The following is a 12,632-nucleotide window of genomic DNA, read 5'->3' on the forward strand; positions in this document are numbered from 1 at the left end:
CGTCACTGCTCCCCTCGGGTGTCTTCGGGCACCGCAGTCGTGACCGCCGGCAGCATCAGCAGGCTGAGCGCGCACAGCGTCGGATCGGCCTCGCTGAGCACCAGGACCGCGGTCAGGACAGCGCAGGCGGCGGGCGCGAGGTCGACCGCCCGCCCCACGACGAACCGGGCACGAGCGAGGACGGCCCCCGTCCCCACGATCGCGAGGACGGCCAGCAGGGACGCCTCCACCCCGGTCACGGTGCGGCCCACCGCGCCCGTCGTGGCAGTGAGGACGATGGCGAGGACGACCAGCACCCGCACCCGCGTCAGCCGGGCCGGCTCGTCGGGAAGGCCCCCTCGGCCCCACTGGTCGGCTCGTTCGGCAGCCGACGCCACCGCCTCCGGCACCGAGCTCGTGACGCCACCGAGCCCGTGCGCCGCGAGGGCCGGGCGGGCGCGTTCGGCGCGGGCGAGCTCCTCGGCGGCGAAGCACGCAGGATGCACGAACCTCGCGGCACGGCCCAGGGTCACGTCCGCGAGCCGGGCCAGACGCTCGCCGCTGACACAGCGGAGCACCAGGGCGACCAGGGCGAGGTGCGCGAGGGCCTGCCCGGCGAGGCTGATACCACCGATCAGTCGTCCCGTCGTGACCACCCCGCCGATCGGCGTGCCAGAGCTGGGTGCCCACTCCGGCAGCACCCAGACCACGTCGCCGCCGGACGCCGGTCCGACCGCCAGGGTGATGACGGCCCACCCGGCGACCAGCACGGTGGCGAGCACCAGGACGGGGTATCCCAGACCGGCCCGCGCCCGGCGGCCCCGGTGCCACCAGATGACCAGGACGGCCACCAGCACGCAGACCGGCACCCACCACGACGCGACCGTCTGGAGGGCGAGGAAGGCCACCCCTGCCCAGGCCAGCCAGCCGAGGGCCGCGACGTCGACCACGGGCGCAAGGCCCCGGCTCGCGCGAGCACGTCCGTTCGCCACCGCGGCGCTCACCGACGCCTCCGGAGGCGCCCGGGGCGCAGGACCAGGGCGAGCGCGCATGCGGCGATGCCGGCGGCGACGAACTGGACCGCCCGGACGGAGTGTGTCCCGGCGCCGGCGGGAGAGGCGGCCGGCGAGTCGAGCAGGGGCACGTCCAGGTTGCGACTCCGCGGACGGACGACCGCGGCACCGTCGCTCCCCACACCGGCGGCCAGGGACCCCTGGACCGACACGCCGAGCACGGGAAAGATCTCCGCTGCCGGGAGCTCACGGCGCTCGCCCGCGGCGCGGGGACGCACGGGCCAGGTCGCCACCGGGGTGCCGCTGCGGACGTCGACGAGGCGGAAGGTGTGCGCGCCTGCGGACAGGCCCCGCGGCACGACGTACGAGACGGTGCAGCGAGTCTCCTCGCAGGTCGTCCTCGAGTCGGGGGCGCCCGCGCCCTCCTGCGCAGGGACCGCTGTCCAGGCGGAGCCCTCCTGGCGTTGGACGGCGTACACGCTCCCCGGGACGACGTGGTCCAGGCGGAGCCCGAGGGCCGCACCGACCGGCTTGTCCGCCGTGTACTCGTCACCGACGAGCTCGGGCGTGCGCGTGACGAGCTCGCTCCACGCGCCCAGGACGGTGGTCAGGTCCTCTCCCTCGGCCTCGGCGGCAGCGACGAGCAAGGGCCCACCGGCCGTCCCGGCCGGCGCCGCCGGCAGGGCGAGGTCGGCGCTCCCCCACCCGCGCTCGTCCGTGGTCACCTCGGCCTCGGGCCCCACTGGCTCCCACGTGACAGCACCCGCGCGGGTCGTCGAGAGCCGGAAGGCTCGCACCGTCAGGCTCGTGTCGGGGCGTCCCGTCACGCCCACGCGCTGCGTGGACCCCTCGGCCCACAGGCGCGGGGCCTGCACCGAGCACCGCACCTCGTCGTGGCTGCACAGCCGGTCCGTCTCCCCCGTCGCAGCCGAGGCGGGGTGCAGGGAGAGCAGCACCAGGACCAGCGCCGCCGTGAGGGAGACCGGCGCGCCTCGGCCCACCCGGCGGGGACGGACGGTCACCACGTCTCCTCCTGGTCGGAGACCAGACGGCGGCGCAGCCAGATCCCCAGTCCCGGCGCGACGAGGAGCAGCAGCAGGGCAGCACCGAACAGCCACGTGACCGGCCCACGGACCTCCTGGATCCGTGGCGCGGCGGCCGGCCTCGCTTCCTCTCCCCAGACGAGATCCTCGGACGCGGCGCCCGCGCCTGCGCCCGGCGACGCCGTCGCCTGGCCAGGTCCAGCGACAGGTCCAGCGGCAGCGGAAGCGGAAGCGGAAGCCTGCGCGGAGGGCGCGTCGCGCCGGCTCGTTCCCGGCGTCTGTCCGGGCGTCGGGGTGGGCGCGCTGCCGGGCGTCGCGCCGGTGCTGGTCGTCGGGGTGGGCGCACTGCTGGGCGTCGCGCCGGGGTTGAGCTTCGGCGCGGTGCTCGACTTCGGCGCGGTGCTCGACTTGGGCACGGGGCTGGGCGACGGGCCGGGAACCGGTGCCCCTTCCTGCTCTCCCGGCCCGGGTCCCGGAGTGCCAGGGGTCTCCTCGTCGCCACCGCCACCGCCACCGCCACCGCCACCGCCACCGTCGGGGTCAGGCACACCCGGACCCTTGGTCCGGTCGAAGTTCTGCCCTCTCGCCCGGGCCTCACCCTGTTCCGAGGGCACGACGGTCCACTCGTTGTACGCCGGCGAGGCGATCGGGCGGTCCTCGGCGCCCCCGTAGTTCAGGTGGTGGTTGACCCGGAACCGGTAGGGCTGCCCGGCGACGAGCCCCTCCGGCACGGTGTAGGTCAGGTGCGAGATCTCGCCCGGAGAGCTGAGCAGGCGCTGGGAGGCGTCGTACCCCTGGCCCGGGAGAGCCGTCCAGGTCCCGTCGGGCGCCAGGTACTCGACCCAGTAGCCGACGCCCGGCACGTTCCCGATCACCTGGAGGTCGAGGGGGACGCCGACCGGCTTCTGGTCGGCGTAGCCGTCCCCGAGCAGCTTGAGCGTCCGCCCCCCGAACTCCACGACCGTGCCGAGCCGCGTCGTCAGGTCGAGGGAGGTGTCGTCCGCCAGCCCGACGAACCCCCAGCCTCCCGGGACGTCGGGCACGGTCCGTGGCACCAGCCTGGCCGGGTCCCGGAGGTCTCCCCGTCCCCCACCGAGGGCGCGCGTGGTCGCCTGCACCGGCTCCCCGCTCGCGGCCAGTCCGGTCAGCTCACCGAGGGAGTTGAACTCCACGAGGTAGAACTGGAACGTCAGGAGCGTGCCGGGGTTCCCGGTCGCATGGATGCGCAGCAGCTGGTCGTGGGCGGCCACGTGGCTCTCGGTCGTGATCGAGCACGGGCCTGCCTGGTAGCCGTCGCACAGGGCCGCCTGGGACGGACCGGCCGCGTGCGCGGTCGTCGTCCAGAGACCCGCGAGGACGAGGCACCAGGACGCGGCGATCGCCAGAGCCGTACGGGACGGCTGGCATCGAGCCTCGGGTGCCTGCATCTGGGACCTCCAGGGGTGCGCAGGCAAGGCAAACCCCAGGGGATTTCCGAGCCCGCGTTGGTGCGACGACGGGTGACGGCTGCATCCCGGAGTTCCCGACTTGCTGGATGACCAGCTCACGGTTGCGCAACAGCGCCGGATTCGCACCGGCTTCCTCTGGTGGGGATGCGTCACGGATGAGTGACCCGGAGATGGTGGCACACGGACTCGGGGGCTGGTCCACCCGGCCTGGGCATCTGCCCCAAGACAGCCTGGTCCCGGCGACGCGCGTGAGCAGGGTCATACGGGATCCGATTCGTGGTCCGCCGCCATCGACGGCGTAGCCTCCGGGGCGGTGTCGAAGGGGAAGCCGGTGCAAGTCCGGCACTGACCCGCAACCGTGACGAAGGGGCCCACCCCCTCGAAGTCGGAATGCCTTCACGCCGTGACGACCACCCACACACTGTCGAGGAATGCAGTTGGTCGCTGACGCGATGTCGGCCACCCTGCTCCGGAACCGGAGTACACCCGTGAAACTTCGCAAGATCGCGTCGGCCGTTGCCTGCGCACTCGTCATCAGCCCCCTCTCGGGGGTGCTCTCCCCCGCGCACGCCGCGTCCTGGCACACCGGCTGGTGCCAGGAGGACGAGGGCCTCAGCGTCGTCGTCGACTTCGGGAACGAGGTCGCCGAGACCATCCCGCCGGAGGGGTTCCTGGTGCGCTGCCTCGTCGGCGGCGTCGTCGACACCACCCCCGAGCTCAGCAGGGTCGCGGCCCTGACGGGGGTCGGGCTCGAGGTCGAGCACGATCGCAGCGGCTACATCACCTCCATCGCCGGCATCGAGGAGTACTCGGGCGACGCGCTGTGGTGGATGTTCTCCGGCGCGGAGGTCCCGGGCCCCTGGGACAGCGGCAACTACGGCATCGTCACGGACGGCCCCAACATCAACAAGGCCTTCGGTGCCCGGCTCGTCGGGGAGGACTACGTCAGCGTGCCGCGGCCCACCCCGCAGTTCGCCGCGCCGGCGCCTGCTCCTGAGCCGACCCCTATGCCGACCCCCGTGCCGACCCCCACCCCTGGGTCGACTCCTGGGCCGACTCCTGCGCCGACTCCCGGCACCGAGGCCCCGGCGTCCGTCAGTGGCACCGTGCCCACGGTCCTCGGGAAGGCTCGGGTCGGGCTGCGCCTGACCGCAGATCTCGGCCTCTGGAGCGAAGGCTCCACCCTGACGCGTCGGTGGACGCGCAACGGCGTCCCGATCCCCGGGGCCGGCGGGAGCTCGTACCGGCTGCGCCCGGCCGACCGCGGTGCACGGATCGCGCTGGAGGTGACCGGCTCCAAGCCGGGCCACGTCTCGACCACGGTCGCGGCCGCACCCACGACCAAGGTGCTCCGTGGTCGACTCGAGCCGACCAAGCCCCGGGTCGCCGGCCCTGTCCAGGTCGGCAGGAGGCTGCGGGCCGTCGTGCCTGCCTGGCGACCCGGTCGGGTCGACGTCTCCCACCAGTGGCTCCGTGACGGCAAGCCGATCCCCGGGGCCCGCAAGAAGACCTACGTCCTCAAGCGCACGGACGTGCGGCACCGCATCTCTGTGCGGGTGACCGGCACCAAGGCCGGGTACGCCAAGGCCACCCGTACGTCGGCCCGGACCGTGCGCGTCTCCCGCTGACCCGGACCTTCGCCAAGACCGGACCTGGCACAGAACGGGCCCCGACGCAGCGGCGTCGGGGCCCGTTCTTCGCGCTGGGGCGGCTCAGGCTGCTCGGAGCCGGAACGTGCCGGTGCTGGTGGTGGATCGCTTCGGGTCGGCGCTGCCCACCCTGCGCACGACCACCTCGTACTGGCCGAGGACCCTCTTGCTCCCGAGCTGCTTGCGCAGGGCCTTGCGGGTGACCGTCACGGTGGCGACACCCTCCGCGTCGACCCGCGCACTCCGCGCCACGACCTTCTTGCCGCTCTTGCGGATGACGAAGCGCACCCGGTCCTGCGCCGCAGCGGCGCCGCTGACCTTGGTCCTGAGCACGACCTTGCGCGGCTTGACCTTCACCCGCGGCTTCCGCACCTTCGCCACGGCCTGTGCGCCCGGTGTGGCGGGCGGCGCAGCGGAGGGAATGGGCTGGGTCGGCGAGGACGGGGTCGACGAGGGCGGAGCCGACAAGGGCGGGGTGGGCGCGGGCGGGGTGGGCGCGGGCGGGGTGACGACCGGGTCCGGGACGTTCATGGCGTAGAGGCTGGGCTTGCCGTCGAGGAAGCGGAGGTAGTCCGTCAGCCCGTAGAAGCCCTGTGCGGTGGCCATCCCGTTCGGTGCGCCGGGAGCGGGGTACCAGAAGCCGCCTCCGTCGACGTGGAAGCCGGCGTGGGCGGTCACGGGGTTGCCACCCTCCTGGGCGAAGCGGGGATCGGTGGCCGGGTCGATCCCGAGGGCAGTCAGCGCGAGCATGACCTGGGTCGTGCTCTCCACGGACTCGACCCCGTAGCTCGCGAAGGCGCCGCTCGGGCGCTGGATGTCGGAGAGCTTCGTGACGGCTCGCTCCACGGCGGCGGCCACCGCAGGCTGATCCACGTACTGGGACAGGGCCTGGAGCGCCATGCCCGTCAGGTCCGGGTCAGGCGTGGAGCCGAAGAAGGCCCAGCCGCCGCCGGCGATCTCCAGCTGGAGGACCCGGTCGACCAGCTTCTGCCGCGTGGTGGGATCAGCGACGCCGGAGACCTCCGGCACCTGGTGGTCCAGGGTGTCCAGGGCGATCAGGCCGTACACGGCGGAGTTGATCGCGCGCATCCTCGACATGTCCGCGAGGCCGGCCAGGAGGTCGTAGCCTCCCACGTCGGTGACGTCCTTACCCATGGCGCTCAGCGCGATGACGACCCGCTCGAAGGTGGTGGCCGGTCCCAGGTCGCCTTCCTTCTCCACGACGTCCTCGACCAGGTTGGCGTAGTACTCGCTGAGCCACTGGTCCGCGTCGACGTCGCTGCGGGCCAGACCCAGCGCCTCCCACTCACGTCCCAGCCCGCTGGGCTCGACGTTCTGCAGGATGTAGGACGCCGTCTGTGCGTGCTGGCTGCGCGCCCGGTCGGCGGAGGCGGAGTCGGCGTGAGCCGCGACCCCTCCGAACCCGGGGACGAGAGCGAGGAGCAGTCCGAGGACCGCGAGCAGGGCGACGTGCGCTGCTGGGCGCCTCACCCTGATGGTTGGCGTGTGCAATGTGTGTTCCTTCCGGCTGCAGCGCACGGCGGAAGGAACGGGACCGCACGCAGCCGTCGCGTGCCCTACCGTGCGATCGCGACAGCGTGTAGTGCGGATACTCCACACTTCCCGGTGTCCCGACTCTTCGATCCGCTGGGCGGAGTCGAACTACGGTTGCGCGTCAGTGCCGGACTTCGACCGGCTTCCCCTGGACGTGTGAGGTGTTCAGTTGTCGCGCGGACTCTAGCCCAGAACACCGGTCCCTGAGGACTGGGACTGGGGACGGGACTGGGGACGGGACGGGGACCGGGAAGGCCGTCGGAGCGCCGAGGCCGACCGCGTCGCGGGCTCGGCCCCGTCCGCGCCTCTCCTCAGAGGCTCTCGAGCAGCTCCTTCATCCGGCCGATCTCCGCGGCCTGGCTGGAGGCGACGTCCGCCGCCAGCTCACGCACCAGCAACGCGCTGCCGTCGACGGCGACCCGGTCGGCCATCGTCAGCGCACCTTCGTGGTGCCGCATCATCGAGCTCAGGTAGAGCCGGTCGAAGGCGCGCCCCCGGGCCGCGGCGAGCTCCTTGAGCTCCTGGGGCGTGAGCATGCCCTCCATGCCGTCGTGCCCGTGTGCACCGTGGTCGTAGTCGAGCGGGTCGTCGCCCGCCGACGGCACGTCGAGGTTCTGCTCCTCCAGCCAGGAGGCCATCAGCAGGATCTCGGGCACCTGGGCGGCCTCGATCCGCTCGGCGAGGCGGCGTACCTGCTGGTTCTCGGCCCGCTTCGGCGCGAGCCGGGACATCTCCAGGGCCTGCGCGTGGTGCGGGATCATCATCTGCACGAAGGCGATGTCCGAGTGGTTCCACTCCGCCGGCTCCTCGGTGGTGACGGCCCCGCCGGTGGCGGCCGGCTCGCCCGGCAGCCCCGGCTGGATGACCGGGACGTCGCTGTCGTCGCCGGCGCCGCCGGACTTGTCCGCGCCCGGCTCTCGTGGGGATGCGGCCTGGGGTGGGGCGTCGTCGTCCGTGTCGGCGCTGCACCCAGCGAGGCCGGTGACCCCGAGAAGAAGTGCGGCGCACGAGGAAAGAATCTTTGCCCGAGTCGTTGCTTCCATCGTGGTCGGCACGGTACGACAAGACCAGCACATCGTGCGACCCCCTCTGGAAGGAAAAACTCTTGTCTCGGGAATCTCTGGCGCAGCGTCTGCGCGCCCAACGAAGTCATGCCGTACGACGGCCCGCAGCCGCCGTCGGAATCACCGTCCTGCTCGCCGCGGCACTGATGCCCGCGGCCTCCGCCCACGACGGCGAGGACCACTCCGAGCAGAAGGGGTCCGCGGCCGCGAAGAAGACCGCTCCCCCCAGCTGCCCGCCCGGTCTCGCCAAGCAGCTCGAGAAGGGCGCGGGTGACCGCTTCGGCGCCGGCTGCGACCTGCCAGGCGGCGACCTGGGGGCGATGGACGACCGCAAGACCCAGCTGGCCCCCGGCCAGTCGGCGTCCAGCCCCAACCTCCGCCTGCTGACCAACGTGCCGAAGTCCGGCGCGTTCGCAGCCCAGACGGCGTACAACACCGACCTCGCCTTCCAGGGTGACTACGCGTTCGCCGGCAACTACGAGGGCTTCACGGTGTGGGACATCTCCACGCCGGCCCAGCCCACGCAGGTGACCCAGGTGGTCTGCACCGGAGCCCAGAACGACATCTCGGTGTGGGGAGACCTGCTGATCCTCAGCGTCGACTCCAGCCGCTCCGACGCCTCCTGCGCCAGCACCGGGCTCTCGGCCGCCAACAAGGATGCCTGGGAGGGCGTGCGCGTCTTCGACATCAGCAACCCGGCCTCTCCGCAGTACGTCGCGGCGGTCGAGACCCCCTGCGGCTCGCACACCCACACGCTGGCGCCCACCAAGGACGGCAGCGAGCTGTTCGTCTACGTGTCCAGCTACGGGCCCAACGCCGCGTTCCCGGACTGCCAACCCCCGCACGACAAGATCGGCGTGGTCAAGGTCCCGCTGGACGCGCCGAGCGAGGCCTCCCTGGTCGGTACCCCGGTGCTCTTCCCCGACGGCGGCAACCCGGGCGGCAACGGTTCCAGCGCGACCAGCGGGTGCCACGACATCACCGCCTACCCGGAGCGGGACATCGCGGCCGGTGCCTGCATGGGTGACGGCGTCATCCTCGACATCAGCGACCGGGCCAACCCGGTGGTCACCGAGACCGTGCGCGACACCGAGAACTTCGCCTTCTGGCACTCGGCCACGTTCAACAACGAGGGCACCAAGGTCGTCTTCACCGACGAGCTCGGCGGCGGCGGCGCGGCGACGTGCAACCCGACCGTGGGACCCGACAAGGGCGCCAACGCGATCTACCGCCTCCAGGGCGGGCAGCTGAAGTTCAACTCCTACTACAAGATCCCCCGCACCAACTCCAACACCGAGAACTGCGTGGCCCACAACGGCTCGCTGATCCCGGTGAAGGGCCGCGATCTGATGGTCCAGGCGTGGTACCAGGGCGGCATCTCCGTCTTCGACTTCACCAACGCCAAGAAGCCCAAGGAGATCGCCTGGTTCGACCGCGGTCCGCTCTCCGACGAGCGGTTGATCCTCGGCGGCTCGTGGTCGGCGTACTGGTACCAGGGCCACATCTACAGCAACGACATCCAGCAGGGATTCGACGTGCTGCGTCTCGACGACAAGATCGTCAAGACGGCCCCGAAGAACGAGTTCGACCTGTTCAACCCGCAGTCGCAGCCTTCCTGGAACGGCTGATCGGCTCGTAGACCGAGCAGTACGGCGACGGCCCATCGTGGGTTCTCCCACGGCGGGCCGTCGCTGGTTCGGCGCTACTGAGGCCGCCGCGGAGGGCGGCTCTCCAGCAGCACGGCGGCCAGGAGCAGCTCGACCAGCGGCAGGCCGACGGTCACGGCGAGCACGGCCCAGAGCCACCACTCCGGCGGCGCGGCGCTCACGTTGGGCCAGAGACCCAGGACGGCCGCGGTCGCGAGAGCCCCCAGCAGGACGCTGCGGCGCCTGAGCGTGCCCTTGCGTCCCAGCCACCGCAGAAGTGCGAGGTGGGGCAACGTCCACACGACCGCGACCAGAGCCACCCCGAGGGCGGCGATGGCGATGAGCACGTCGAAGTCGAGATCGGGCACCGGCGCGTACAGCACGGCGACGCCCATTGCCAGGAGCCCGACACCGGTCCCGAACGACACCGCGACGTAGGCCAGGCCCCGCAGAGCGATCGCCGCCGCGCTCTCGTCCTCGACCCGATCCTCCGCCGCATGCTGGTCCGGGCGAGCAGGAGTGACGAGGGTCGGGGGCATCGGGGGCATCGGGGCGCCGACAGTCGCCGCCGACCCCACTCGGACGACGAGGACGGTCTCCGCGACCGCGACCGAAGCTGCCGCGGCGATCACCAGCACCGCAGCGGCCGAGGTCCCGACGACGACCCAGGCGCCCAGGGCACCGACGACGACCGCGACCAGCCCGGCCGAGAGCGCCATGAGCAGGACCGCGTCACCCCGGTCGCGCACCCACCGCCCCACTGTCACCTGGACCGCGCTCCACGACAGCGCCCCCACCACGAGGAGCCCGAAGGCGGTCAGGGTCCCAGCACCGAGCGGCGGGTCGGCTATGACAAGCACGAAGCAGAGGAACGCCACCGTGAGGAGCGCAACCAAGACACCCGCCCCGGCAGCCAGACGGGACACCCGCGCCAGCGCAGCGCACGCATCCTCGGGGCCAGGAGCACCGGCTCCCGGAGAGGTCGATGTCATCGGGGCCACCACCTCGCTTCGGGCCGATCCCGCCAGCGCCATAGTGGCAGGACCAAGCTGTCTGGTCTGTGCTGTCCGGTCTGTGCTGTCCGGTCTGCGCTGTCCGGCTTGTCTGGCTGGGGCGGCGTCCGGGGCGGTTCGACGAGAACGACGGGCTTGACTCTCACGCCGCCGCTCGCGGTGGCCGGCTCCCCGGCTGAGGCCAGCAGCGGCTCAGAGCTCGGACTGCACCCCGGCCAGCAGCTGCCGCGCCATCACGATCCGCTGCACCTGGTTGGTGCCCTCGTAGATCTGGGTGATCTTGGCGTCGCGCATCATCCGCTCCACCGGGTAGTCGCTGGTGTAGCCGTAGCCGCCGAGCACCTGCACGGCGTTGGTGGTGACCTCCATCGCCACGTCGGAGGCGAAGCACTTGGCCGCGGCGCCGAAGAACGTCAGGTCGGAGTCGCCGCGCTCGGAGCGGCCGGCGGCGGCGTACGTCATCTGGCGCGCGGCCTCGACCTTCATGCCCATGTCGGCGAGCAGGAACTGCAGGCCCTGGAAGTCGGCGATCGCCTTGCCGAACTGGGTGCGCTCCTTGGCGTAGTCCAGCGCGTAGTCGAGCGCGCCCTGCGCGACACCGACAGCCTGGGCGGCGATGGTCACGCGGGTGTGGTCGAGGGTCTTCATCGCGGTGGCGAACCCGGTGCCCTCCTCGCCGATCATCCGGTCGGCGGGGATGCGGACGTTGTCGAGGTAGACCTCGCGGGTCGGCGAGCCCTTGATGCCGAGCTTCTTCTCCTTGGCGCCGAAGGAGACGCCCTCGTCGGACTTCTCCACGACGAACGCGGAGATGCCGCCACGGGTCTTCTTCTCCGGGTCGGTGACGGCCATGACCGTGTAGTACTCCGACTCCCCCGCGTTGGTGATCCACCGCTTCACACCGTTGAGCACCCAGGAGTCGCCGTCGCGGACCGCGCGGGTCTTCATGCCACCGGCATCCGAGCCGGCGTCGGGCTCGGAGAGGCAGTAGGAGAAGCCGCCCTCGCCGCGGGCGAGCTTGCCGAGGTACTTGGCCTTCAGCTCCTCCGAGCCGGAGATCTGGATCGGCAGCGAGCCGAGCTTGTTGACCGCGGGGATCAGCGAGGAGGAGACGCACGCGCGGGCGACCTCCTCGATCACCAGCACGGTGGCCAGCGCGTCGGCCCCGGCGCCGCCGTACTGCTCGGGCACGTGCGGGGCGTGGAAGTCCGCGGCGAGCAGCGCGTCGGCCGCCTCCTGCGGGAAGCGTGCCTGCTCGTCGACCTCCGCGGCGTACGGCGCGATCTTGGCGTCGCACAGGGCGCGGACGGCCTCGCGGACGGCGCGGTGCTCCTCGGAGAGCTGGTACAGGTCGAAGTCAGGGTTGCTCATGGATCCTTCTCTGGTTGGTGCCGGAATCTTTGGTCGGTGCCGGAATCTCTGATCGGTGCCGGAAGCGGGGGCGGGACTCAATCCCGATGCTACGGTACTGAGTACCGAGCCCCAGGATGGTGCCATGCCGACCAGCCGCGAGCGACTCATCGACGCCGCCTTCGCCCTCTTCGACGAGCGGGGGTTCGAGGAGACCACCGTCGACGACGTCGCCGAGCGCGCCGGCGTCGGACGGACGACGTTCTTCCGGGCGTTCAAGTCCAAGGAGGACGTGATCTTCCCCGACCACGCGGTGGTCCTGGGCGCGATCCGCGACCGGCTCGCCTCCGCGACCGACGCGACCGCCCCGGTCGCCGTCACCGAGGCGGCCCGGCTGGTGCTGCTGCACTACCTCGGCGAGGGCGACCGCGCCCGGATCCGCTACCGGCTCACCCGCAGCGTGCCGACCCTGCAGGCTCGCGAGGTCGCCAGCCAGCGGCAGTACCAGCAGGCCTTCCGCACCTTCGTGCACGAGTGGCTCGGCGGGACCGCCGAGACCGAGCTGCGCGCGGAGCTGATGGCCAACGCCGTGGTGACCGCGCACAACCACGTGCTGCGGCGCTGGCTGCGCGGACAGATCGGCACCGCCGCCGCGCAGTCGGAGTTCCACGAGGCGATGGCGGAGGTGCTGCGGCTCTACGGCTCGGCCGCTGGAGGGACGGGCGGGCACGAGACCGCCGTCGTGGTGCTGCGCACCTCTCGCCCGCTGGACGAGGTGCTGCCCGCGCTGCGCGAGGCCGTCGGCGGCAGTGCTGAGGGCTGATCCGCCGGGAGCACGTGGCCCTCGCGCTGCGATGCCTGGGTCTTGATGCC

At 72.1% G+C, this 12,632-nt stretch carries 10 protein-coding genes and 1 riboswitch; of the genes, 3 read left to right on the plus strand and 7 right to left on the minus strand.

The features are described from left to right. Positions 1-2: 2 nt before the first annotated feature. From H8838_RS14145 to H8838_RS14155, 3 genes are read right to left on the minus strand one after another with little or no spacing between them, the layout of a single operon-like run. Positions 3-983 (minus strand): hypothetical protein, encoded by a 981-nt coding sequence (locus H8838_RS14145; protein ID WP_185995681.1) that lies wholly within the window; start codon positions 981-983, stop codon positions 3-5. Next, complete coding sequence (locus H8838_RS14150; protein ID WP_185995680.1) at positions 980-2,014, minus strand: hypothetical protein; 1,035 nt, start codon at positions 2,012-2,014, stop codon at positions 980-982. Before H8838_RS14150 ends, H8838_RS14145 begins: the two co-directional genes overlap by 4 nt. Continuing rightward, complete coding sequence (locus H8838_RS14155) at positions 2,011-3,462, minus strand: hypothetical protein (protein WP_185995679.1); 1,452 nt, start codon at positions 3,460-3,462, stop codon at positions 2,011-2,013. The genes H8838_RS14150 and H8838_RS14155 overlap by 4 nt, the downstream gene beginning before the upstream one ends. 281 nt (positions 3,463-3,743) lie before the next feature. After that, a riboswitch (cobalamin riboswitch) is annotated at positions 3,744-3,879 on the plus strand. 35 nt (positions 3,880-3,914) lie between these two features. Here H8838_RS14155 and H8838_RS20215 point away from each other — a divergent pair. Next, a complete protein-coding gene (locus H8838_RS20215) occupies positions 3,915-5,111 on the plus strand; it encodes a DUF4430 domain-containing protein (protein ID WP_263458194.1) in 1,197 nt (398 codons plus the stop codon). An 84-nt stretch (positions 5,112-5,195) separates the two neighbouring features. Here the strand turns inward: H8838_RS20215 and H8838_RS14165 are convergent, their stop codons facing one another. After that, positions 5,196-6,623, minus strand: coding sequence for a prenyltransferase/squalene oxidase repeat-containing protein (locus H8838_RS14165; RefSeq protein WP_185995678.1), 1,428 nt, complete (start codon positions 6,621-6,623; stop codon positions 5,196-5,198). 374 nt (positions 6,624-6,997) lie between these two features. Then, positions 6,998-7,729, minus strand: coding sequence for a DUF305 domain-containing protein (locus tag H8838_RS14170; protein WP_185995677.1), 732 nt, complete (start codon positions 7,727-7,729; stop codon positions 6,998-7,000). 62 nt (positions 7,730-7,791) lie between these two features. Between H8838_RS14170 and H8838_RS14175 the strand changes: the two genes are divergently transcribed. Beyond that, complete coding sequence (locus H8838_RS14175; RefSeq protein ID WP_224766146.1) at positions 7,792-9,378, plus strand: LVIVD repeat-containing protein; 1,587 nt, start codon at positions 7,792-7,794, stop codon at positions 9,376-9,378. A 74-nt stretch (positions 9,379-9,452) separates the two neighbouring features. Here the strand turns inward: H8838_RS14175 and H8838_RS14180 are convergent, their stop codons facing one another. Both H8838_RS14180 and H8838_RS14185 read right to left on the minus strand, forming a co-directional pair. Beyond that, the gene (locus tag H8838_RS14180) at positions 9,453-10,274 is read right to left on the minus strand and encodes a hypothetical protein (protein ID WP_185995676.1); all 822 of its coding nucleotides are present in this window, start codon (positions 10,272-10,274) and stop codon (positions 9,453-9,455) included. A 327-nt stretch (positions 10,275-10,601) separates the two neighbouring features. Next, complete coding sequence (locus H8838_RS14185) at positions 10,602-11,780, minus strand: acyl-CoA dehydrogenase family protein (RefSeq protein ID WP_185995675.1); 1,179 nt, start codon at positions 11,778-11,780, stop codon at positions 10,602-10,604. A 124-nt stretch (positions 11,781-11,904) separates the two neighbouring features. Between H8838_RS14185 and H8838_RS14190 the strand changes: the two genes are divergently transcribed. Continuing rightward, positions 11,905-12,582, plus strand: coding sequence for a TetR family transcriptional regulator (locus H8838_RS14190; RefSeq protein WP_185995674.1), 678 nt, complete (start codon positions 11,905-11,907; stop codon positions 12,580-12,582). The last annotated feature ends 50 nt before the right edge of the window (positions 12,583-12,632 follow it).

Source organism: Nocardioides campestrisoli (genome assembly GCF_013624435.2).
Lineage (GTDB): Bacteria > Actinomycetota > Actinomycetes > Propionibacteriales > Nocardioidaceae > Nocardioides > Nocardioides campestrisoli.

What these genes read in the sequence shown, in the direction of transcription:
- H8838_RS14155 (WP_185995679.1), bottom strand. Translation starts at nt 3,462, where the DNA reads ATGCAGGCACCCGAGGCTCGATGCCAGCCGTCCCGTACGGCTCTGGCG.
- H8838_RS20215 (WP_263458194.1), top strand. Translation starts at nt 3,915, where the DNA reads ATGCAGTTGGTCGCTGACGCGATGTCGGCCACCCTGCTCCGGAACCGG.
- H8838_RS14170 (WP_185995677.1), bottom strand. Translation starts at nt 7,729, where the DNA reads ATGGAAGCAACGACTCGGGCAAAGATTCTTTCCTCGTGCGCCGCACTT.
- H8838_RS14185 (WP_185995675.1), bottom strand. Translation starts at nt 11,780, where the DNA reads ATGAGCAACCCTGACTTCGACCTGTACCAGCTCTCCGAGGAGCACCGC.
- H8838_RS14190 (WP_185995674.1), top strand. Translation starts at nt 11,905, where the DNA reads ATGCCGACCAGCCGCGAGCGACTCATCGACGCCGCCTTCGCCCTCTTC.